Raw genomic sequence first — 23,100 nt, 5'->3', positions numbered from 1 at the left:
GTGACCACCAGCGGGTTGATCTCGACCATGGTCGCGTCCAGATCGCTGAAAGCGGCGTAACAGCCCTGAAGCGTACGCACCATGTGCTGGATCAGATGCGGCTCCAGCCCCAGTTTGAAGGCGATCTCGCGGGCCTGGAATTCCCGAAGACCGACGGCGGGCTCGACGATTGAGCGCACGATGCTCTCGGGTCGTTCGGCCGAGATTTCCTCGATCTCCATGCCGCCCTCGGAGGAGGCGACGATCATCACCCGCTGGCTGGTGCGGTCCAGCACGAAGCCCAGGTAGATCTCGCGGTCGATCTGCACCGTGCTTTCGACATAGACGCGGTAGATACCCTTGCCTTCCGGCCCGGTCTGATGCGTGACCAGCTTGCGGCCGAACATGTCGTCGCAGGCCTCGTAGATCTCGTTTTCCGTGTCGCAGAGCCGCACGCCGCCCGCCTTGCCACGGCCGCCCGCATGGACCTGCGCCTTGACGATCCACTTGTCACCGCCCAGTTCGCGGGCGCGATAGGCGGCCTGCTCCGGGCTGTAGGCCAGAGCGCCCGAGGGCACTTCGACACCGAATTTCGCCAGGATTTCCTTGGCCTGATATTCGTGAATATCCATGGTTTCCTCCCTAAAGCGTGGCGTTTACGCGGCCACGCAGGTGCCGTAGCGGCTGTCCAGAATGGCGGTGACACTGTCGTGGTCGACCTCTCCGCCCAGCTCCTCCAGAGCCTCGGCGAAAAGTTGCACGATGCGGGTGATCACACCCCGATCCAGCAGGTTCAGAATGCCGATACGCACCTGCACCGGGGCCGAGAGCGTCGGCCAGATGCCAAAACCGCGCGCGCGGCAGTTCTGTACCAGCTCCATCTCGCGCCCCGCCAGCGCGGGCGGCAGGTTCAGCACCACGAGGCTGGTCATGTTCGAGGTCACTTCGCAGCCCATCGCAACCAGCGCCTCGCGCAGAACGGCCTCGTGGGTGCGATAGGCATGGGCGCGTTTGGCCAGCCCGTCCGCCAGCACCAGGCGCAGGCTTTCATGCAGCGCCGACACGGCATAGGCGGAATGGGTGCGGTGATAGCTGCCCTTGTCCGCGTCCTGCCCGTCGAGGATGCCCCAGTGGCGCGCTTCGAACAGCGGATTGTGCACATAGCTGTAGGCGCCCGAGGTGTGCAGGCTGTCGATATAGGCGTCGGTAAAGCTGACCGGTGCATAGGTCAGTGGCAGGCAGCACAGACCCTTTTGCGGGCAGGACGCCCAACCGGCCACGCCGGGGAAATCATCGATCGCGAAATCTTCCACACCCAGCGAGGACACCGCGTCCACCAGGCCCATCGCGCCGTGTTTCTCGCAGGCATCCGAGAAGCCGCGCAGATCGTTGATCCGGCCCGATCCGGTCTCCCAATGCGCCATGAAGGCCCATTTCGGCTTGTGTTCGGCCAGCGCGGCCTCGACCATCTCGCCGGTGACGGAGGTACCGTGCGGCACGTCGATCACGATCACCGATGCCGCCTGCGGGTCCAGCGGATTGGCGGCGTGCTCAGTTGGCGTGGCCGCCTTGATGCGCAGGGTCAGCGCGTCGATGCCGGAAAAGGTGCCGTTCGAGAAGGCCACCACCCTGTCGCCCGGCATGACGGCGGCGAACATGGTGTCCAGGCCACTCCACCCGGTGCCGGCGACGGCGAAAGTGTAGGTGTTGGTGGTGCCCCAGAGGCGGCGCAGCATGTGCTTGCATTCCACCATGCCGCGCAGCACGTCACCGTGCATGTGGTCGGCAATCCCGGCCCCGGCAAAGGCCTTCAGCACGCGGGCATCCGTGTTGCCCGGCCCCGGCCCGGCCGCCAATGTCTCGGGAATTTCGAGCGGCGGAAAGATCTGAACTGTCATATGCGATACCCTCGCGAACGGGGGCCGATCCGGCCCGGTGTCTTGCTTGAGGGTCAGAAAACCCGGGCTTGCCAGATCGCACAACGGAACTTACTACTGCTTTCGGGTATCTAATTGGGTGGGGGTTTCCCTACCCATTATGGTAAGTATTCGACGGTATACGCAAATTCGAACCACCCGAACGGGTAGGTTTTTCTGATTCCGGGTGTGAAAACAGATGGTTGAGCAAACTGGGCGTCCTGTGGACATCATGCTGGCAGACAGCAATCCGCTGGTCCTGTCCGCCATGTCCGAGATTTTCGAGCGCGATCCCCGATTCTCTCTTGTGGCCACATCCGCCACTGCCGAGGGGTTTCTGGGCACGGTCATGCGGGTGCCGGTGCAGGTCGGCGTGGTCGACTGGAACCTGCCCGCCCTGGGCGGCGCCAAGCTGATCGAGGTCTTGCGCGACCAGGCCAATGCTCCGCGGCTGGTGGTCTATGGCGAGGACAGCGGGGAAATTCCGCGCCTGGCGATGCAGGCGGGCGCAGCCGGGTTCGCCGCGCGGTCCGGCGAGGTCGAGGGCCTTCTGGAAACCTGCGCCGAGGTGGCGGCGGGCAGGATGGTCTTTCCCTTCATCGACGTGCGCAAGATGCAGCAGGATCCGATCCACAGCCTGTCGCGCAAGGAACGCGCAATGCTCGAGGCGCTGGCCCAGGGCATGTCCAACCGCGAGTTGGCGAAGGAGCTGGGGATTTCAACCAACACGGTCAAGTTCCACCTGTCCAACGTCTACGAGAAACTGGCGGTCAAGAACCGCACCCAGGCGATTGCCTATTACTATTCGTCGCAGTTTTCGGGCGGACCGCGCTAGACCTTCTTGACCATCGTCACCGTATTGCCGTTAACCCCGACCTCCTGCCAGCCCAACCGGGTGTAGAGCGCGATGTTCTCGGGCATGTCTACATGGGTGTTCAGACGCACCTCGGCCGCCCCGCGCCGCCGCGCTTCGGCCTCGCAGAGCGCGATCAGTTTGCGACCCAGCCTGCGCCCGCCGAAATCGGGATGAACCGCAAGATTGGCCAGTTTCACGAAACCCTGGCCCGGCACCATGACCAAACCGGCCACGATCTTTCCGCCAACCTCCGCCACCCAGACGCAGTTGGTGACGATGTCCTGTTCGATGCCCAGCGAAACCGGCGGCAGGTCGGCGATCCGGGCGCGATAGCGCGCATAGGCCGCATCGATGCACAGGGTCAGCGGGCGCGCATCCTCCGGGCGGGCCGGGCGGATCAACGCCTGGTCCGCGCTGGGATTTGGTGTCTCCTGTGTCATGCCGCCAGCCTGACCGCGCCCGCCATCGTGGTCAAGCAAGTGAGCTCAAGCCCCCTGCCCCACGGCACTTGGGGTGAAAGAATGCTCCCGGATCCCGGGTCACGCCGGGCTGCCATGCGCCGGTTTGAACCCTTCGTGACACGCGACTACTTTGACGGCGACGCGTACCTCATCGGCAGCAGGTTATCGGGTCGGTTAAGCACGCTTATCCGGTGCCGCGACTGTCAAGATTACTGACAGTTCACAAGTATCCGTCAGTTAGGCTTGGGTCAGCTTAGCTGTTGATAACATTTTACAATTTTCAGCGCTGGTGGCAGCTCAAAAACCCCACAAAGCGGCACGCGACGCTTGACCGGAGCATCCCCTCTGGCCAACCTGCACGGAAGCGGGAAACCGGAAAAGTCAGGAAGGAAATGTCATGAAATCGCATGCGAAAGTGGTGGTGGTCGGTGGCGGCTGCGTCGGGGCTTCGATCCTGTACGGGCTCACGCAGAACGGCTGCGAAGATGCGGTGATGCTGGAACGTACCACGCTGACCTCGGGCTCGACCTGGCACGCGGCGGGGCTGCTGGTGACTTTCGTGCGCTCGCACAATGTCTCGAAGATGACGATGGAGACCATTCGCATCTATTCCGAGGTCGAAGAAAAGCTTGGTGCCTCGGTGGGCCTGCGCAAGGTCGGCCAGCTGCGCGTGGCGAACACCGAAAAACGCTGGGACGAGTTCCAGTCCTATATCTCGATCGCCGAGGCCGCCGGTGTGCCCTGCCGCCTGCTGACACCCGCCGAGATCGCCGAGATCCATCCCCTGCTGAACCAGAGCCCGGAGATTCGCGGCGGCATCCTGCACACCGAAGACGGCTATGTGAACCCGGCCGACATCACCATGGGTCTCGCGAAACTGGCCCGCGACGCTGGCGCCAAGATCTATCAGAACACCGAAGCGCAGGGCTATGAAAAGCTCGCCGACGGCCGCTGGAAGGTCAGCACCAATCAGGGCGAGATCACCTGCGACCACCTGGTTTTCGCCACCGGTAACTATGCGCGCGAAAACGCCCGCCGGGTGGGGCTCGCCCTGCCCTGCATCCCGATCGTGCACCAGTACTGGACAACCGAGACCGTGCCTGTGCTGAAGGAACGCCGCGCCCAGGGCCTGCCGGAGTTCCCGATCCTGCGCGACGAGGATTACGGCGCCTACCTGCGCGAGGACGTTGGCGGCATCCAGTTCGGCCCCTACGAGTTCGAGAAAGACCTGAAACTCTTCGCCGAGGACCGCGTACCGCCCGAGTTTGGCGCCGACCTGCTGCCCGAGGATTTCGACGCGGTGGAAACGCAATGGGAACGCGCTATCGAACGGGTGCCCGTGCTGGGCGAGGTCGGCATCAAGGCCAACACCCGCGGCCCGTTCCAGATGACCCCGGACGAGCTGCCGCTGGCCGGTCCCGCGCCGGGGCACGACAACCTGTGGCTGGCCGAGGGCATGCCCGGCGGCATCCTCTGGGGCGGCACCGTGGGCGAACGCCTGTCGCGCTGGATTCTCAATGGCGATCCCGGCATGGACATGTCCGAACTGGACCCGCGCCGCTTTGGCGATTTCGCTTCGAAACGCTGGACCATGGACAAGGTGCGCGAGACCTGGGGCACCCATATGGACGCCCATCTGCCGGGCGAGGATTTCCCCTCGGCGCGTCCGATGAAAACCGTGGGCTCCTATGACCTGCTGTCAACTCAGGGCGCGGTCTGGACCAGTTTCGCAGGCTATGAATTCCCGCGCTGGTTCGCCCCCTCGCCCGACAAGGCCGTGCCCGAACACAGCTTCCGCCGCACCGACCACATGGAATACGTGCAGGAAGAAGTCCGGCGTACCCGCGAAGAGGCCGGCTTCATCGAAATGTCGCCGATGACCAAGTTCACCGTTCGCGGGTCCGGCGCGGCGGCGTGGCTGGACAGCATCATGGCCAACAGGCTGCCCAAGGTCGGGCGCATGACCCTGTCGCTGCTTCTGAACGGAAAGGGCGGGATGGACGCGGAATATACCGTGGTGCGCTACGCCGAGGATGATTTCTACCTGATTTCGACCCCGAACTGGCGCGCCTACAACTGGGATCAGCTGCAACGACTGCTGCCCAAGGATGGCTCGGTTCAGCTGGAGGACATCTCCGAACAACTGGGCGTCATCGCCCTGGCCGGTCCGAAAGCCCGCGAGATCCTGCAACCTCTGACCGACAATGACCTGTCCAACGCCGCCTTCCCCTGGCTTTCGGCGCAGATGGGCGAAGTGGGCTATGCCAAGGACGTGCAGCTTCTGCGCGTCAGCTACACTGGCGAGCTGGGTTGGGAAATTCACCACCCGGTCGGCTACAATCGTCATCTTGTCGACCTGTTGCTGAAAGCCGGGGTGAAACCCTTCGGCCTCGAAGCGCTGGAGTCGATGCGGCTGGAAAAATCCTATCGCGCGATCAACCGTGAGATTTGCAAGGACATGACCCCTTACGAGGCCGGTCTGGACCGTTTCGTGATCACCCAGGGGCGCGATTTCATCGGCCGCGAGGCTCTGCTGGCACAGAAGGCGGCGGGCGGGTACAGCCGGCTGGTGTCGCTGAAACTTCCTTTCTGCGACACTTCGGTGATGTTCGACGAAGGGGTCTATGCCAATGGCACGCTGATCGGCCGCGTCACCTCGGGCGGGTTCTCGTACTACCTGAACCACGACATCGCCATGGCGCTTGTGCCCGAGGGGATGACCGAGCCGGGCACGCAGATGCAGGTCAAGGTCCACAATGAAATGCGCACGGCCGAAGTGATCGACACCTGCGCCTGGGATCCGACCAGCGCCCGGGCGCGGGCCTGAGCGTTGACAGCTGTCAACACCCCCAGCCGGATCGCCGCAGACCGTTTCACGCAGCGTTAGAGTCCTTTTGCAGCAGCGCCATGATCATCGGTCCGGGAGAAAACGCCCCCACCGCCGCCTTGCGAGTCAACGCACGCAAATACCCGCCCGGCGCGTTGATCTCGGACACGCGCTGGAGGATGCCCGCAACGGTAATCGCCGCCGTTTCCGGTCCCATGACCTCAACCGCATCGGCCCAGGCATCCGGGCTGATACCCATCATGCCACGCACAAGCGCGGCAAGCCCCACCAGTTCATGCCAATTCGTCACGTCATGCGCCGAATAGGGCAGAATGTCCGGACAGGCTTTCAACACCAGACCCAGGGGCAGCGTGGGCCCCGGTCTAGCCGGACGCTCAGGGTGCATTTCCGTCTCTACGTCAGCCGCTTTAGGCTCTTCTGAGCCCAATTCAGAATCGAGAGTTTCTGTATTTGAATTCTGATAGTGCCGCTCATTTACGACGTCATTGCCGCTCATTTCTTCCGTTTCACACAGCAGGGTACGGATCTGCGACAGGATCTCGATCAGCTCGGCTTTCAGCGCCTCCAAAGCATCCGGATCAAGCTTGCGGCGCATCTGCTTGTGAAGGTCCAGCAGGCGGGTCTCCAGCGGTGCCCAGAGCGGCCCTGGGGCCGTTTCCTGCCCGAATAGAGACAGTTTCACCGCGTCCCGCTTCATCACCACCACCTCTTCACGCAGCCGTTTCAGCCGCGCCTGGGCCTCGCGTGTGGCCTGCGCGGCCTGCGCAATGTCTCCTGCGCGCACAAACAGCGGTCGCAGGTCGAAACCGAAGGCGCGCGTCACCATTCCGTCACCATCCCGCGCCGCGTAGCGTTTGCCGTTGGGGCTGTCATGCCGCGCGATCAGCCCGGCCTTGACCAGAGCCGCCAGATGGCGCCGTAGGGTGCTTTCCGCCATGCCATGGGCGCGTTCGGACAGCGCCCGGTTCGAGGGAAAGACGATCAGCCCGGCATTGTCGGACAGGTTCGCCTCGGGGTGAAAGCTCAGAAGCGCGTTCAGCACGGTCAGATCGCGGTCGCTCACGCAGAAGGCCACCCGCGCGGTGCAGAGCGTGCGAAACAGCTCCCACTTGTCACAATGGGGCACCGCGGGGGCGCCTTGCGCCGCCTGGGCCCGTTCAATCAGGCCAGCCGTTACCGGCCGCCGCCCAAAGGGCGTCGTTGTCAGAATCTCCATGGGATTTCACACGGCAAAATTTTTTGCCCGCCAGAGTCGGAGGTTGTTGACAGCTGTCAACGGAACGGCCTAGATTCGGAGGTGCTAGACAACGAAACGGCCTCTCGGGATCCCGGTCCTGGGGGGTCTTTTGTTTTGCCTTCCTGTGCCTCCTGTCCTTGTTGCTGCTCTCTCTCGGTCCTCAGTCGCGCTGCTGTTGCCAGTCGCGGTGAAGTCGTGTCAGGTTTTCCGCCAGCCAGTCGTCGAACCCGTCGCCGGGCTCGACGTTGACAACCAGGCGGCCGGATTTGCGCGCCAGCGTGGCCAGGGGCTCACCGGTGTCGGTGGCAAGCTTGACCGGCTGCGGGGCAGGGGGCCTGGGCGCCTTCAGCTCGGCCATCACCGCGTCGAAGCGGGCGTCGGAACTGTCTCCACGGGCCGACGCGACGAGGTCGCGATCCCCGATCCGCTCGGCAAGCGCCAGCCAGCGGTCGCGCCCCACCGACGGGGCCGCGCCGATCGCCTCGATCAAGCCGGGGGGCACCCGGTCGGCGACAGATAACATTCGCGAAATCAAGGTCTTATCCATGTGCAGCGCGGCGCAAATCACCTTGCGCTCATAACCCGCATCGCGCATCTGGCGCGCGAAATTTGCCTTTTCGATAAAGCTCAGATCCTTGCGCGCGGCGTTTTCCTGCCCCTGTGCCAGCACCAGCGCGCGGTCGTCCAGCACCCGCACCATCGCCTTGACCGGCTGGCCAAGCGCCTTCAGCGCGGCGACCCGGCGGCGGCCATAGACGACCTGGTAACGCTCCGGGTTGTTCGGGTTCGGGCGCAACAGCACCGGCACCTGTTGGCCATAGTCGCGGATCGAGCCCATCAGCGCCTCGATCTCGGCATCCTCGCCCAGCCGGTCGCGCATGCCGGCATTGTCGATCATGCGCGGGTCGACCTCGACCAGCGATCGCGCCTTGAGATCGGCAATCGACTGGCTGACCGCCCCGATCGCACCGGTGGTATAGCGCGGGCGGGCCGCATCGACGCGGGTGTCGGGGGTCGCCTCGGCGGGGGTGTCCGTCGGGGCGTCCATCAGCCCCTTGAGCAATCCTTTGCGTGCCATGTCAACTTGCCTCCATCCGGCTCACACCCCGGTTCCAGGCGGCTTGAACCAGCGCCTCGATCTCGCCGTTCACGGCGTTCAGGCTTTCCATCGCGCGTTCATATGTGGCGCGGGTAAACTGGCTCTTTTCCACCTCGTACAGGGTCTGTTTGGTGATCCCGGCGTCGGAAATCGCGGTGGATTTCAGCGCCGTGTGGTTCAGGACATGATCGGCAAACATCGAGCGCATGAAGCTGACCATCTGGTTCTGCGGCCCGTCGCCGGGCTCGTATCGGGTGATCACGTAGCGCAGCCAGTCGTAGGACATGTTGCCCCCCGCCTCGGCGACGACGCCCAGCAGGTTCGAGACCATCAGCAGGAACTGGCACATCGACATGACATCCAGCATCTGAGGATGCACCGTAACCAGCACCGCCGTAGCCGCCGACAGGGCGGACATGGTCAGGTATCCCAGCTGCGGAGGGCAATCCATCACCACCACGTCATACTCCTGTTCCACTTCGGCAAGCGCGTCGCCTACCCTTGTGAAAAACAGGTTTCCATCCCGTTGCACCAGCGCCCGGGGCGTGTCGTGTTCGAACTCCATCAGATCCAGGTTGCCGGGCACGATGTCGAGATTGGTGAAATAGCTCCTCTGGATCACCGAGGACAGCGGCACCGGGTCGTCGTAGCGGATCGCATCATAGAGCGTGCCGCCGTCCAACAGGTCGAATTCCGGCTGAAACCCATGCAGGGCGGACAGGCTGGCCTGCGGATCGAGGTCGATGGCCAGCACGCGATAGCCGTCCAGCGCCATTTTCTGGGCCAGGTGTGCGGCGGTGGTGGTCTTGCCGGAGCCGCCCTTGAAATTGATCACCGTGATGACCTGCAGGTGATCGCCTTCGCGACGGCCGGGAAGGTAGGTTCCGGGCGACTTAGTGCCTGTTTCCAGCATTTCGCGCAGCGCCTGGATATCGGCCGCCGTATAGCTGCGCCGCCCGCCCGCGCGCACCTCGGGTTCGGGGCCGCGGCCTTCCAGATGCAGCTTGCGCAGATAGGCGTCCTTGACGCCCAGCAGATCGGCTGCCTCACCGGAGGTGAACCGCCGCATTTCCTTGCGCGCATTGGGGGGGAAAAGCTGTGCCCGGTGGGCTTGCAATCGTTCGGAAAGTTTCAGAGCATGATCACCGACCAGCTGGTCGATGCGTGTGCCCAGCGTGGTGCCCATCGGACCGGGTGCGCCCATCCGTGTGTCGTCCATCTGTCGTACCTCATGCCGGAGCTGTTGTTACGCTTCCGATCGTTTTATTCACTTTCTTCCGTATATACATGTCCGAGGCCGGAGATTCTCGCAAGGATTATTTCCACACCCTGTGGATAAGTTGCCGCGCAGCGCCGCCTGGGCGGGGCAGGGCAGGGGGCCGCACCGCCGCCGCCCGATTCACGTCCCGGGGCCTGTCCGGCGCTAACGGTGTCGCAAACAGGTTGCAAACCGCCGGATTCCGGTGTGTTAGCCCTTTACAGTTGCCGGTTTTCATCGCTCACTGGGCGCGCCGTCGCATACCGGCGGCCGCGAGCACTCGCCAGCCAAGGACCGCCAGCGTGAAACCGACAAACACTACGAACCCCGAATATTTCCACAAGGTCGTCGATTGCCAATATGCCTGCCCGGCCCATACGCCGGTGCCGGCCTATATCCGCGCCATCGCGCAGGAGCGGTATTCGGACGCCTATATGATCAACTGGGAAAGCAATGTCTTTCCGGGCGTTCTGGGCCGCACCTGCGACCGCCCCTGCGAACCGGCCTGCCGCCGCGGCCGGGTCGAAGAGGAACCGGTCGCGATCTGCCGCCTGAAACGGGTGGCCGCCGACCACAAGGACGACATTCGTGACCGTCTGCCCAAGGCGGGGGCCGCGAACGGCAAGAAGATCGCCCTGATCGGCGGTGGCCCGGCCTCGCTGACCGTGGCGCGCGACCTGGCGCCATTGGGCTATGAGCTGCACCTTTATGATGCCCAGCCCAGAGGCGGCGGGTTCATGCGTTCGGAAATCCCCAGTTTCCGCCTGCCCGAAGAGGTGCTGGAGGAAGAAGTGGGTTACGTGCTGGACATGGGCATTCACACCCATTTCAACACCTACATCGACAGCATGGCCGACATGCTGACCAAGGGCTATGACGCGATTTTCGTAGGCTGCGGGGCACCGCGCGGGCGCGACCTGCCGAACGTACCGGGCCGCGAGGAAGGGGCCGAGAACATTCACGTGGGCCTCGACTGGCTGGCGAATGTGGCTTTCAAACACACCGCCAAGATTGGCAAGCGCGTGATCGTGCTGGGCGGCGGCAACACCGCGATGGACTGCTGCCGCACCTCGCGCCGTCTGGGCGGTGAGGACGTGAAGGTCATCGTGCGCTCGCCGTTCGAGGACATGAAGGCAAGCCCCTGGGAGAAAGAGGACGCCATTCACGAGGGCATCCCGATCATCGACAACCACGTGCCGCTGGAATTCGTGGTGAAGGACGGCAAACTGGTGGGCATGAAGTTCGACAAGGTCGAAGCGAAATATGACGCCGAGGGGCGGCGCTCGCTGATTTCGACCGGCGAGGATCCGGTGTTTGTCGAATGTGACGACGTGCTGATCGCCATCGGGCAGGAGAACGCCTTTCCCTGGATCGAGAAGGAAACCGGCATTCGATTTACCTCCTGGGGCACGCCGATCATCAATGATGACGAGACCTTCCAGTCGACCCGCAAGAACGTCTTTTTCGGCGGCGACGCGGCCTTTGGTCCGTCGAACATCATCACCGCGGGGGCCCATGGCCACAAGGCGGCGGTGTCGATTGACCTCTACTGCAACGGCCAGGACCTGGAAGAGGACCGCCCGCCCCCGAATGTAACCCTGATCAGCCAGAAGATGGGCATCCACGAATGGAGCTATGATTCGATCCCCGTGGATGACAAGCGCGTGGCGGTGCCGCTGGTCGCGCTGGAGAAAGCGCTTGGCGACCGGGATCTGGAGGTGGAGCTGGGCTTTGACCCGGAAACCGCCTTCGTGCAGGCCGAACGTTGCCTGAACTGCGATGCGCAGACGGTGTTCACCGCGCCCAGTTGCATCGAATGCGACGCCTGCGCCGACATCTGCCCTACAAGCTGCATCAACTTCGTCGAAAACGGCACCGAGGACGACCTGCGCCCGCGCCTCATGGTGCCCGCCGAGAATGCGGAACAGGATCTTTATGTCTCGGACGCGCTGGCGACCGGCAAGGTCCTTGTGAAGGACGAGGACGTCTGCCTGCACTGTGGCCTCTGCGCCGAGCGCTGCCCGACCGCAGCCTGGGACATGCAGCTTTTCACCTACAACACCGCCAAGGCAGCGCCGAACCTTGTGCCCGGACTGGAGGGGCTCTGACATGAAACAGATCGAAGGCGTCAATGATTTCGTCGTCAAGTTCGCCAATGTGAACGGCACCGGGTCGGCCTCGGCCAACCACCTGTTTGCAAAGGCAATCTTCCGCATGGGCATCCCGGTGTCCCCGCGCAATATCTTCCCGTCGAACATTCAGGGCCTACCCACCTGGTACGAGGTGCGGGTATCGAAGAACGGCTATCTGGGCCGGCGCGGCGGGGTCGATTTCATGGTCTGCGTCAACCCGCAGTCGATGGAGAAGGACATCGCGGCGGTCGCGCCGGGGGGCTATTTCCTTTACGACAACACCAAGCCGCTCGCGCCACATATGAAGCGCGACGACATTACCATGTTCGGCATTCCGCTGACCGAAATGTGCATGCGCGAATATGCCAATCCGCGCCTCCAACAGCTGCTCAAGAACGTGGTTTATGTCGGCGCCATGGCGGCGCTGATCGACATTGACTTCCGGGTGCTGAAGGATCTGCTGAACGACCAGTTCAAGGGCAAGGAGAAGCTCATTTCCTCGAACGTGCACGCTCTTGAGATGGGATACCAATACGCGACCGAGAATTTCCAGTGCCCGCTGCCGATCCGGCTGGAATCGGGCGTGAACCTGGCGTCGCATATCCTGGAAAGCGACCATATCCTGATGAACGGCAACACGGCGGCCGCGCTGGGGGCGATCTATGGCGGGGCGACGGTGGCGGCCTGGTATCCGATCACGCCCTCGACCTCTGTCGTGGATGCCTTCGCGAAATATGCAGAACGGATGCGAATCGACGCGGGCACCGGCAAGAAGAACTTTGCCATCGTGCAGGCCGAGGATGAACTTTCCGCCATGGGTATGGTGGTCGGCGCCGGCTGGAACGGGGCGCGGGCCTTTACCGCCACGTCCGGGCCGGGGCTGAGCCTGATGAGCGAGTTCCTGGGGCTGGCCTATTTCGCCGAACTGCCCGTGGTGCTGATCAACGTTCAGCGTTCGGGCCCGTCCACGGGCATGCCCACCCGCAGCCAGCAGTCGGACGTTCTGGCCGCCGCCTATGCCAGCCACGGCGACACCAAGCACGTGCTCCTGTTCCCGGCCACACCATCCGAATGTTTCGAAATGTCGGCGCAGAGCTTCGACCTGGCCGAACAGCTGCAGACCCCGGTGATCCTGATGACCGATTTGGATCTGGGCATGAACGACTGGATGTCGCCGCCGCTGGAATGGGACGACAACAAGGAACTGAACCGCGGCAAGGTGCTGGACGCCGAGGGGCTGGATACGGCCGAAAAATGGGGCCGCTACCTGGACGTGGACGGCGATGGCATCTGCTATCGCACCCTGCCGGGCACGCACCCGTCCAAGGGCGCGTTTTTCACCCGTGGATCCAGCAAGAACGAATTCGCGGTCTATTCGGAAAGCGGCGAAGACTACGTGCAGAACGTGGATCGCCTGCTGCGCAAGTTCGAGACCGCCAAGGGCTACGTACCGCAGCCCAAGACCCACCCGCCGATCGAGGTGAAGAGGCGCAAGACCAAGCTGAAGATCGGCGCGCTGTTCTTCGGCACCTCGGCCAGCCCGGCCTATGAGGCGGTCGAGATGCTGGCGGACGAGGGCTATCCGATCGACACGATGCGCATTCGTGCCTTCCCGTTCCACAACGAGGTGGACCAGTTCATCCATGACCATGACGTGGTTTTCGTGATCGAACAGAACCGCGACGGGCAGATGCGCCAGCTGATCATGAACGAATGCCAGATCGCGCCGGACAAGCTGAAATCAGTGTTGAATTACTCCGGCACGCCGATCACGGCGCGCCATATCGCGGGCAAGATCCGTGAAACCATCGGCACCAAGAAGGCCAAGGTCGTGGCCCTGAAGCGGGAGAAAGCCTGATGTCCTATGTGAAACCGAAGTTCCGCCACCCGAACCTGCCGACCAACCGGCGCGGATATACGGTGGCCGATTATGACGGCGCCATCTCGACGCTCTGCGCGGGCTGCGGGCATGATTCGATCTCGGCGGCGATCCGCAACGCCTGTTTCAAATCGGCAATCGAGCCGCACCGCATCGCCAAGGTGTCCGGCATCGGCTGTTCCTCGAAGATGCCGACCTATTTTCTGGGCAAGAGCCACGGGTTCAACTCGGTCCACGGGCGCATGCCCTCGGTGGCGACGGGCGCGAGCCTGGCCAACCGCGACCTGACCTATATCGGCGTGTCGGGGGACGGGGACACCGCCTCGATCGGGATGGGGCAGTTCGTGCACCTGGTGCGCCGCAACCTGAACATGACCTATATCGTCGCGAACAACGGCTGTTATGGTCTGACCAAGGGGCAGGACAGCGCGACCGCCGATATCGGATCGATCGCCAAGGGTGGCGCGGTGAACCCGTTCGAAGGCATTGATCTGGCCAGCCTTGCCCTGTTGCAGGGTGCCAGTTTCGTCGCGCGCAGCTTTTCGGGTGACAAGGGGCAGCTGGAGCCTCTGATCCGCGCGGCCATGGCGCATAAGGGATTTGCCTTCATCGATGTTGTCAGCCCCTGCGTGACCTTCAACAATCACGCCGGATCGACCAAAAGCTATGCCGAGACCCGCGAGCACCTGGCGCCGATGCCGGTGGATTTCGTGCCGATGCGCGACGAGATCACCACGACCTACGACCCGGGCACGACCCAGGCGGTGACGCTGCATGACGGATCCGTCATCCACCTGCAGAAGGCGGCGAACGGGGTCAAGACCGACGACCGCACCGCCGCGCTATTGCGGATGCAAGAGGCGCGGGACGAGGGCAACATCCTGACCGGGCTGATGTTTCTGGACCCGAACCAGGCGGACCTGAACCAGGTTCTGAACCTGGCCACCACGCCCTTGAACAAGCTGGGCAAGGATGAGCTCTGCCCGGGGTCCAAGGTGCTGAAGAGCATCAACGAAGGGCTGCGCTGAGGCGCGGGTCTTTCCCGGCAGGGCAGGGGGGCAACGAGCGCAAGCGAAGTTGCCTTTCCCACATCAAACGCGGTGTGCCGGCTTGGTTCAAAAATCCAACCCCAGATCGACCGTGCGCGCCGAATGGGTCAGCGCGCCGGAGGAAATGTAATCCACCCCTGTCGCGGCAATCGAGGCGATGCACTCCAGCGTGACATTGCCCGACGCCTCGGTCTTCATGCGGCCCGCGACCATCGCCACCGCCTCGCGCAGCGTGTCATTGTCCATGTTGTCGAGCAGAACCACCGAGGCCCCGCCGACCTCCAGCACCTCGGCCAGTTGGTCCAGCCGATCGACCTCGATCTCCACCGCCATCATGTGGCTGGCATGGGCCCGGGTCGCCTCCAGCACCTGGCGCACGCCGCCGGCGGCGGCGATGTGGTTGTCCTTGATCAGGATCGCATCGGACAGTGAATAGCGGTGGTTGAACCCGCCGCCATGCAGCACCGCCAGTTTCTCGACAATGCGCAGGCCCGGCGTGGTCTTGCGGGTGCAGGTGATGCGCGTATCGGTGCCCGCCGCCGCCGCCACGAACCCGGCGGTCTTGGTGGCAATGCCGGTCAGGCGGCCCGCGAAATTCAGCGCGACACGCTCGCCCGACAGGATCGAGGCGGCAGAGCCCCGGATTTCCATCAGCACATCGCCCCTGGCGCAGCGGTCTCCGTCGGCCACATGGGTCACGATCTCCAGCGCCGGATCGACCAGCCGGAACGCCAGCGCGGCGATCTGCATGCCCGAGACCACGGCCTCCTCGCGCGCGTTCAGCCGGGCGTTATAGGTCGTGCCGGAAGGGATCACCGCCCGCGTGGTCACGTCACCGTAGCTGCCCAGATCCTCCATCAGGGCATTGCGGACCATGGGTTCCAGCACGAGGTCGGGCAGGGTGGCAAAGCTCATGTCAATTCCTGGGTGGTTGTGGAGATGGCGGCGGCGCGGATCACGCGGGCCTTGGTCAATGTCAGGTTCGAACGCTGGCCGGGGCCGGGCAGGGGGGCCGGGTAATCGGCGCGTTCATGGGCGCCACGGCTTTCCTTGCGGGCAAATGCTCCGGCGGCAATCAGCGTGGCGGTGGCGCACATGTTCTGAAACGAGGGGCTGTCGCCATGGGCCTGTTCCAGCCTGGCGATGGTGGTCAGGGCGCGGGTCAGCCCCGCCGCGTCGCGCACCACGCCCACGTCGCGGGTCATGACCTGGCGCAGTTCATCCACGGCCAGCGGGGCAGGGGGGGTGCCGCCGGGTGCGAAGGTGATCTCGACCGGGGCGGCGGCCTTGGCAACCTGCGGGATCACGGCGGCGATGTTTTCCGCGCAGATGCGGGCGTAGACCAGCGCTTCCAGCAGACCGTTCGAGGCCAGCCGGTTCGCGCCGTGCAGCCCGGTCGAGGACGCCTCGCCGCAGACCCAGAGCCCGGGCAGGCTGGCGCGGCCCCTGGTGTCGGTGGCAATGCCGCCCATGTGGTAATGGGCCGCCGGGGCAACCGGAATGGGGTCAACGGCCGGGTCGATACCGTTGCGGGCGCAGTAGTCTGCGACCGAGGGGAATTGCGCCTTGATCGCAGCCCCCAAGGCGTCGCGCGTGTCCAGCATCGGGCGGTTGCCCGCCTGCACCTCGGCAAAGATCGCCCGGGCGACCACGTCGCGGGGGGCAAGCTCGGCATCCGGGTGCAGGGCCTGCATGAATCTTTCGCCATGCCTGTTGATCAGGATGGCGCCTTCGCCGCGCAGGGCCTCGGTGGCCAGCGGGGCAGGGTCCTCGCCGACATCCATCGCGGTGGGGTGGAATTGTACGAATTCGGCATCGGCGATCACCGCCCCGGCGCGGGCGGCCATGCCGATCACCTGACCGCGAATGCGCGGCGGGTTGGTGGTCAGCGCATAAAGCCCGCCGGACCCGCCGCCGGCCAGCAGGACCGCAGGCCCGGCCAGCGTTACCGGGGCCGAGCGGCTCTCGTCGCTTTCGCAGATGGTCACGCCGGTGACGCGGCCGTCCGTGACCTCCAATTCGGTCGCCAAAGTGCCCTCCAGCACCTGAATGGACGGGGTCCGGCGCACCTGGTCGATCAGGGCGGCCATGATCTCGGCCCCGGCCTGGTCGCCTTTCACCCGCACCACGCGGGCGAAACTGTGCGCCGCCTCGCGCGACAGCACATAGCCGCCGTCCTCGGTCCGATCAAAGGGGGTGCCCAGCCGGGTCAGGTCCAGGATATGGTCGCGCGCTTCCTGCGTGACCAGAGCGGCCACCCCGGGATCCACCGTGCCAGCCCCGGCGCTGACGGTATCCTCGGCATGCGAGGCCGGGCTGTCGGCCACATCCATCGCCGCCGCCACGCCGCCCTGCGCCCAGGCCGAACTGGCCCCGTCGCCCAGCGGTTCCGGCGAGATCATCACCACCGGACGCGGCGCCAGTTTCAGCGCGGCATAAAGCGCGCCCATCCCGGCCCCGACAATCACGATGCGATCGGTGGAGATGCGTTCCATGACCGGCGCGCGCCCCGTTCAGAGGCCCAGCTTGCGCGACAGGTCGATCATTGCCTGCACCGACTGGCGGGCCTTCTCGGCGACCGCCGGATCGACCTCGACCTGATTGTCCATCGTGTGCAGCACATAAAGGATCTTTTCCAGCGTGATCTTCTTCATGTAGGGGCACATGTTGCAGGGTCCGACGAAATCGACCTCCGGCAGTTCGTCGGCGATGTTGGACGCCATCGAGCATTCGGTGATCAGCATCGCCTTTTCCGGCTTCTGATCGGTGACGTATTTGATGATGCCGCTGGTCGAGCCGCTGAAATCCGCTTCCGCCACCACTTCGGGGGTGCATTCCGGGTGGGCGATCAGCCGCGTGCCCGGGTTCCATTCGCGGAAGTCGCGCAGATCCTGGGCGGTGTATTGTTCATGCACGATACAGGAGCCCGGCCAGTAGACCACGTTCTTGTCGGCCTCGCCCGCGACGTTCTGGGCCAGGTACTGGTCCGGGGTCATGATGACCGTGTCCGCCTCCATCGCGTTCACGATCTGCACGGCGTTTGACGAGGTGCAGCAGATGTCCGACGCCGCTTTCACCTCGGCGGTGGTGTTCACGTAGGATACGACCGGCGCGCCGGGATACCTGGCGCGCATTTCCGCGATGCCCTCGGCGGTGATGCTTTCCGCCAGCGAACAGCCGGCCGCCATGTCGGGCATCAGCACGGTCTTTTCGGGGGACAGGATCTTCGAGGTCTCGGCCATGAAATGCACACCGGCCTGCACGATCACGTCGGCTTCGACCTCGGCGGCCTTCATGGCCAGCTGCAGGCTGTCGCCCACGAAGTCGGACACGCCGTGGAACACCTCGGGCGTCATGTAGTTGTGGCCCAGGATGACCGCGCCCCGTTCCTTCTTGAGCGCGTTGATCGCCTTCACATAGGGGGCAAAGACGGCCCATTCCGGCGGCGTGATCACACGGTCCATGCGGGCGTAGACATCCTGCATCTCGGCCGCCAGTTCGGGCGACGGGGTCAGGTCGTAATGCGCGCTCAGCACATCGCGGAGATTGGTAAGGTCCAACACGGCTGGTCTCCTTTTCCGGCCTTCGGTTTCCGCCCTTGTCGTTTTCCCGACCCTCAAGCCACCGTGGCGCAAGCTGTGGGAAACAAGGTTTGCAACGGAAAGACGACTGTGCTCTACCGCATACCGAAGCGCCATCCTAGTGCGAATCCGGGTCAAAACGCCTGTTTTTGTGGGTTTTGTGACTATATGCATAAATAAGGAGGTGTTATTTATGCATATAGCAGATCCTTTCTCTGCATTAACATAATCTCAATTATCAGATCAATTTGCGGCAAGCGCACATTGCGACCCTATCGGGCACTTTACCCGATACGCAAACGCGTATCTGTCACGAAAGTGTAAGGCGGGAGATCAAGGTTGCGCGGTGCCGGGCCTTTGCGAATGCGACCCGCGGTGTCGTAATGCGATCCATGACACGGGCAGTACCACCCCTCCCATTCGCCAAGCGGATCGCCGCTGTCCTGACCCAGCGGGACACAGCCGAGATGCGTGCAGATCCCGATGACAACCAGCCATTCCGGGCGTTCCGCCCGCTCCGCATCCAGCGCGGGGTCGATGAGGTCGGTCGCCGTATCATCCGCCCGCGCAAGGGCGATCTGCGCCTCGGTGCGCCGATCGATGAAAACCGGTTTGCCCTGCCACTTCACGGTGACGCGCGTGCCGACCTGAATGCCCTCGAGATCAACCTCGATCGAGGCCAATGCGGCCACGTCGGCACTTGGGTTCATCGAATTGATCAGCGGCCAGGTGGCGGCGCCCGCCGCGACGGCGCCGGTGCCGGCGGTGGCATAGTAGATAAAGTCGCGCCGCGCAGGCGAGACCTCGGGGGGGGCGCTTGTTTCGGTCATGTCATGCTCCTTTGCTACGTTGCGAATGCGCGGTTTTCCTCAGATGCCCCAGGCGTAGGCGGGGATACGGCCCAGATGCATCGAAATCTCGCCCAGACCGTCGATCGCCTCCAACGCGACCCTGGCCGCGGCCTCCTCGTCGTCGGAGTTGACGATGCCCCAGATATCGACGCGATTGTCCGTGACGATGACGTTAAGATGAACCGCGTTCAGCCCCGGCACCTGCGCCAGTGCACCAAGGACGATGTCGCGCTTTTCGTCCACGCTCGCCTCCGAGCGCAGGTGCACGACAGGCTGCGCCGCGAGGGCCTGCAACAGGTTGGCCCGGCTGACAATACCGATGAGCTTGCCGCCTTCGACGACAGGCACGCGTTTGATTTTGTTCTTTTCAAGCACTCTGGCGATCTGGCCAACGGGCGTTGCGGGCGTCACCGTCGTCACATGCCTGGTCATGATGTCCCTGAGATGCTGGCCCCGCTCCCGGATGAAATCCCCGGCATTTTTCCCGGTCTCCGAGAAGAGCGACAGCCACCAGGACCGGGGCGGGTCATTTGCGCCTTCAACGCGGCGCATCAGGTCGCCCTCGCTGACGATCCCCACGATGGCCCCGGCGTCGTCGAGGACCGGAATGGCGCTGATGTGGTGTTGCGACATCAATTCGGCGGCCTGGCTTACGGTCATGTCCGGCCTTCCCGTCACAACCGTTTTCGTCATGATATCTGAAGCATTCATCTCAGGCCCACCTTTCGTGCTCCGCTTTCAGCCGCCGGCAATGGACCGCAGCCTCAACGGTCACTGACCTAATGACGCTTGGCACGGTGAAACATTACAGGCGATGGACCTGAAAGCGGTGCGTTGCGCGCGGGGCAGTGTCCGATGAAACCACCCTGCGGGCGTCATTCCGGCGCCGGTCAGTTCACGGTTTTGTTCACGATTCCCGCCAGTTCGGACGGTTTTGCAGATTGACTCAAGTCAAAGAGAGCCACAGTGTAAAATTCTAAAATTGAATACGTTGTGCACGAAATACATGAAAAGTTTGGGCGCATGTTCGGATCAATGCTGGGAAATTTGGCTGTCTGGTTGCGCGCGGTGATTTTCACCGTGGTGGCTCTGGCCATTGTGACCCCGGCATTCGCAATGTCGGCGGAGGATGGGCGTTGCGCCCTGCCCTCGCAATCCGAAATTGTCTCGGCGGCCTTACCCGGTGTGACCGATGACCTTCCGGCGCAGCTCGTGTCAGATACGAAATGCCAAATCGGACATAGCTGCATTTACGTGATCATGCCCCGCAGCGACGTGGCGCAGGTCCATTTGGACAACGCAACAGGGCTCCCCGGCTCGGCGCGCCTCAAGCCGTCCGAGGCAGGATATCTGCTGTTTCAGCCACCCCGCTTTCTTTGACAGGTCCGATCGCCAGCATTGGTTTCCGATGCTGCACGAAACCATGTGAAAGGAGCAAAACATGCCCGCTGACTCCAAACACCGAATACCAGAGGTCTCGCGCCGTGACGCGGAGGCGAAACTCATCGAATGCCGCAACCGTTTCCTTGGATTCCTGCGCAAACGCCTGGGCAGTCAGCACGAGGCCGAGGACGTCTTTCAGGACTTCTGCGTCAAGGTTCTGCGCAGCCATGCCTCGATCAAGCGCGGCGCGCGGCTGGATGCCTGGCTTGGCATCACCCTGAGGCACACACTGACGGACCACTACCGGCGTCGGGCGACCCGAAACCGCGGGACGCAAGCCTATTCGATCGAGGCCCGCATTCTTGCGCCGGAACCAGAGAATACCGAGGAGCCCGCGTGCCATTGCATCGGCGCAGCCCTGCGCAAGCTCGAACCGGCGCAGGCCGAGCTGCTGACGCGCCTGGACCTGCAGGACGAGCCACGCAACGCGGTTGCGGCGGATCTTGGCGTCAACCTGAATGCCCTGGGGGTTCGGCTTCATCGCAGCAGGGCCGCGCTGAAGAAAAAGATCGCCGAGATCTGCCCGGTCTGCGGCGAAGGCGGCTTCATGCAATGTGACTGCGATCATTCACGGGACAGGCAGCCACTTTTGATCCCACCCGAAACCGCATTGGCACCCCGGCTGTAAGGTTCCGCCCCATGGCGCGTCCTTTGTTCAGACACAGCATGTTCTCAGGAGGTGCCAATGACAGAACCGGCGAACGCGGCTTCGAGGGGCAGAGCAGCCGCGAAAGAAATGCCCGATCACACCACGGATCCGGTGCCCGACGAAGAACTCGAGGCGTTGATATGTGGTGTTCTCGACGTGCTCCTGTCCACACTCCCGCCGAAGCAGGCCAGGATTGTTCGGGCCGTCGATCTGGCCGGGGAGTTGCCCGCGACGGTTGCAGAGACCTCGGGGCTCAGCCCGGACCTGGTAGCTGCGCAGCTTGCTCTTGGGCGGCAGGGGCTGGAGGAACGGATCGAGGAGATGTGCATAATCTGCCCACAGCATGGCCTTGCCGGTTGCGACTGCCAGCTGATGGAAACTGCGGAAACCTGATTTCTCACGCGCATCCTGTAATGTCGGGCCCGCACGCGCGTCTACACACCAACAAGGCCCATTCCTGATGGAGGAAAAATTAATATGTGCAAAGACCTACATGGCAACCGCATCCCGGCCATTGGCGCCGGGGTACGGATATCAAGGAGATAAAGCGTGACATCTGCTCCGTTCCATTTTGCAGCTGGTCTGCCTCCCTTTCCTGAACAGCGCGTGCGCCGGAACCGGCCCGCAACCGCAGCACTCGCGACCGCGAAAAACCCGGTCGGCAAATCAGCAAATACATCGAAGGAAAAATCGTGAAGTTTCGTGCATTCCCCACTGCAACAGCAGCATTTCTGGTGTCGACCGCAATCGCGGCGGCCCAGCCCATCGTTTTCGTGCCCGAGGGCAGCGCCAATTCCATCCGCATGGTCAAGGCTGATACCGGAGAAACGGTAAAGCAGATCACCGGGGTCGAGGCGGTGCACGGGCTCGCGGGGGCGCCCGGTGTGCCCTATCTCGTCGCTGGCAGCTATGCCGAGACCGACCGCGCCGCGATCGCCGAGATGGCTCAGCCCGAAACCGTCTCCGCAAACGATCATGAGGCACACCATGCGCCAAAGGAAAGTGAACCGATCGGGCCTTCGGACGCGGGGATCAGCATCCTCAGCGTTCTGGACGCAACGACCGGCGAGATCATTCGCCGGATCGAAGTCCCGGGTGCCGTGCACCACACGGCCGTGTCCCCCGACGGCCGTTTCGCCGTCGCAACCCACCCTGCGGGCGACGGGATTTCCGTGGTTGACCTGACCACCTTCGAACTGACGGCATTCGTGCAGACCGGCAGCACGCCCAACTACGTGGCCTTCGGGTCGGATCCCGGCGTTGTCTATGTCTCGAACACCGGCAACGGAACGATCAGCGAAGTCGATCTTTCGCGCGGGATCGTACGCCGCAACATGGTGGCAGGCGATGCCCCCGAACATTTCGCTGTCGACCCGGAAAAAATGACGCTCTACGCGGCGGATGCGGACGCAGGCAACGTGCTGGAACTGTCGCTGAAGGACGGTTCGCAATTGCGCAGCTTTGCGATCGGCGGAACCCTGCACGGGATCGACCTGTCGGATGACCGCGCGGCGCTGTTCGTCGCTGGTCGGGGCGAGAACAAGATTGCAACGGTTGCGCTGTCAAGCGGCGACATCTCTTTCGCGGCCCTGTCCCCGGAACCCTACCACCTGACAAACATCCCCGGCACCGGCACGTTCTACGTCTCGTCGCGTTCCGAGCCGCTGGTCTGGATCGTGAATGCATCGGACCTGAGCGCGATCGGCGAGTTTCCGGTGAACGGCGAAGGGCACCAGATGGTTGCGCTGCCCTGACGGGTTCCCGGCGGCGGGGACTGATGCCCTGAAAGACCTTGGTTCTTGAATGACGTCAGTTCCGCCGCCGGTTTAGCCGCCGGTGTTCCAGGCTGCGCGACAGCAACG

General features: G+C 63.5%; 20 protein-coding genes. 9 read left to right on the top strand and 11 right to left on the bottom strand.

The features are described from left to right. The coding region (locus Q1V43_RS02050) for an ATP-grasp domain-containing protein (RefSeq protein WP_300513414.1) at positions 1–611 on the bottom strand (611 nt) is incomplete at its 3' end. A 24-nt stretch (positions 612–635) separates the two neighbouring features. Further along, positions 636–1,877: an aminotransferase gene (locus Q1V43_RS02045; RefSeq protein WP_300513412.1), complete on the bottom strand. Its 1,242-nt coding sequence runs from the start codon at positions 1,875–1,877 to the stop codon at positions 636–638. Positions 1,878–2,094: 217 nt separating this feature from the next. Here Q1V43_RS02045 and Q1V43_RS02040 point away from each other — a divergent pair, with 217 nt between their 5' ends. Then, positions 2,095–2,730 (top strand): response regulator transcription factor, encoded by a 636-nt coding sequence (locus tag Q1V43_RS02040; RefSeq protein WP_300513410.1) that lies wholly within the window; start codon positions 2,095–2,097, stop codon positions 2,728–2,730. Here Q1V43_RS02040 and Q1V43_RS02035 read toward each other — a convergent pair. Then, a complete protein-coding gene (locus tag Q1V43_RS02035) occupies positions 2,727–3,191 on the bottom strand; it encodes a GNAT family N-acetyltransferase (RefSeq protein WP_300513408.1) in 465 nt (154 codons plus the stop codon). The two genes, Q1V43_RS02040 and Q1V43_RS02035, sit on opposite strands and share 4 nt — an antisense overlap. A 418-nt stretch (positions 3,192–3,609) precedes the next feature. Between Q1V43_RS02035 and Q1V43_RS02030 the strand changes: the two genes are divergently transcribed. Further along, complete coding sequence (locus Q1V43_RS02030; RefSeq protein WP_300513406.1) at positions 3,610–6,039, top strand: FAD-dependent oxidoreductase; 2,430 nt, start codon at positions 3,610–3,612, stop codon at positions 6,037–6,039. A gap of 46 nt (positions 6,040–6,085) precedes the next feature. Here the strand turns inward: Q1V43_RS02030 and repC are convergent, their stop codons facing one another. The 3 genes from repC to repA all read right to left on the bottom strand — a co-directional run bounded on the left by repC (position 6,086) and on the right by repA (position 9,615). Beyond that, positions 6,086–7,276 carry a plasmid replication protein RepC gene (repC, locus tag Q1V43_RS02025; protein ID WP_300513404.1) on the bottom strand — a complete coding sequence of 397 codons (1,191 nt, stop codon included), beginning with the start codon at positions 7,274–7,276 and terminating at the stop codon, positions 6,086–6,088. Positions 7,277–7,457: 181 nt separating this feature from the next. After that, the gene (gene repB / locus Q1V43_RS02020) at positions 7,458–8,375 is read right to left on the bottom strand and encodes a plasmid partitioning protein RepB (RefSeq protein WP_300513402.1); all 918 of its coding nucleotides are present in this window, start codon (positions 8,373–8,375) and stop codon (positions 7,458–7,460) included. Between the two features lies 1 nt (position 8,376). Further along, the gene (gene repA, locus Q1V43_RS02015) at positions 8,377–9,615 is read right to left on the bottom strand and encodes a plasmid partitioning protein RepA (protein WP_300513400.1); all 1,239 of its coding nucleotides are present in this window, start codon (positions 9,613–9,615) and stop codon (positions 8,377–8,379) included. Between the two features lie 341 nt (positions 9,616–9,956). On the opposite strand from repA, the gene Q1V43_RS02010 reads away from it, so the two are divergent. The 3 genes from Q1V43_RS02010 to Q1V43_RS02000 are packed head-to-tail and all read left to right on the top strand — an operon-like array spanning position 9,957 to position 14,693. Then, entirely contained in the window at positions 9,957–11,762 is a 1,806-nt protein-coding gene (locus Q1V43_RS02010; protein WP_300513398.1) for an FAD-dependent oxidoreductase, read from the top strand. Between the two features lies 1 nt (position 11,763). Next, complete coding sequence (locus Q1V43_RS02005; protein ID WP_300513396.1) at positions 11,764–13,644, top strand: 2-oxoacid:acceptor oxidoreductase subunit alpha; 1,881 nt, start codon at positions 11,764–11,766, stop codon at positions 13,642–13,644. Next, the gene (locus tag Q1V43_RS02000) at positions 13,644–14,693 is read left to right on the top strand and encodes a 2-oxoacid:ferredoxin oxidoreductase subunit beta (protein ID WP_300513394.1); all 1,050 of its coding nucleotides are present in this window, start codon (positions 13,644–13,646) and stop codon (positions 14,691–14,693) included. The genes Q1V43_RS02005 and Q1V43_RS02000 overlap by 1 nt, the downstream gene beginning before the upstream one ends. An 87-nt stretch (positions 14,694–14,780) precedes the next feature. Here Q1V43_RS02000 and nadC read toward each other — a convergent pair whose 3' ends face one another. The 5 genes from nadC to Q1V43_RS01975 all read right to left on the bottom strand — a co-directional run bounded on the left by nadC (position 14,781) and on the right by Q1V43_RS01975 (position 19,839). Beyond that, entirely contained in the window at positions 14,781–15,629 is an 849-nt protein-coding gene (gene nadC / locus Q1V43_RS01995) for a carboxylating nicotinate-nucleotide diphosphorylase (protein ID WP_300513392.1), read from the bottom strand. Then, positions 15,626–17,209: an L-aspartate oxidase gene (locus Q1V43_RS01990; RefSeq protein WP_300513390.1), complete on the bottom strand. Its 1,584-nt coding sequence runs from the start codon at positions 17,207–17,209 to the stop codon at positions 15,626–15,628. Before Q1V43_RS01990 ends, nadC begins: the two co-directional genes overlap by 4 nt. A gap of 18 nt (positions 17,210–17,227) precedes the next feature. Then, a complete protein-coding gene (gene nadA, locus Q1V43_RS01985) occupies positions 17,228–18,277 on the bottom strand; it encodes a quinolinate synthase NadA (protein WP_300513388.1) in 1,050 nt (349 codons plus the stop codon). A gap of 302 nt (positions 18,278–18,579) precedes the next feature. Then, complete coding sequence (gene petA, locus Q1V43_RS01980) at positions 18,580–19,125, bottom strand: ubiquinol-cytochrome c reductase iron-sulfur subunit (RefSeq protein WP_300513386.1); 546 nt, start codon at positions 19,123–19,125, stop codon at positions 18,580–18,582. Between the two features lie 39 nt (positions 19,126–19,164). Then, positions 19,165–19,839: a CBS domain-containing protein gene (locus Q1V43_RS01975; protein ID WP_300513384.1), complete on the bottom strand. Its 675-nt coding sequence runs from the start codon at positions 19,837–19,839 to the stop codon at positions 19,165–19,167. Positions 19,840–20,181: 342 nt separating this feature from the next. Here Q1V43_RS01975 and Q1V43_RS01970 point away from each other — a divergent pair, with 342 nt between their 5' ends. From Q1V43_RS01970 to Q1V43_RS01955, 4 genes are all read left to right on the top strand, one after another. After that, complete coding sequence (locus tag Q1V43_RS01970) at positions 20,182–20,526, top strand: hypothetical protein (RefSeq protein WP_300513382.1); 345 nt, start codon at positions 20,182–20,184, stop codon at positions 20,524–20,526. Between the two features lie 61 nt (positions 20,527–20,587). After that, complete coding sequence (locus Q1V43_RS01965; RefSeq protein WP_300513380.1) at positions 20,588–21,217, top strand: sigma-70 family RNA polymerase sigma factor; 630 nt, start codon at positions 20,588–20,590, stop codon at positions 21,215–21,217. Between the two features lie 57 nt (positions 21,218–21,274). After that, complete coding sequence (locus Q1V43_RS01960; protein ID WP_300513378.1) at positions 21,275–21,631, top strand: hypothetical protein; 357 nt, start codon at positions 21,275–21,277, stop codon at positions 21,629–21,631. A 299-nt stretch (positions 21,632–21,930) separates the two neighbouring features. Further along, positions 21,931–22,992: a YncE family protein gene (locus tag Q1V43_RS01955; RefSeq protein WP_300513376.1), complete on the top strand. Its 1,062-nt coding sequence runs from the start codon at positions 21,931–21,933 to the stop codon at positions 22,990–22,992. Positions 22,993–23,100 lie beyond the last annotated feature (108 nt).

Source organism: Aliiroseovarius sp., from assembly GCF_030148435.1.
Taxonomy (GTDB): domain Bacteria; phylum Pseudomonadota; class Alphaproteobacteria; order Rhodobacterales; family Rhodobacteraceae; genus JASBTN01.
Note: the sequence above shows the minus strand (reverse complement) of the source record. Positions and strands in the feature narration are given on the sequence as shown.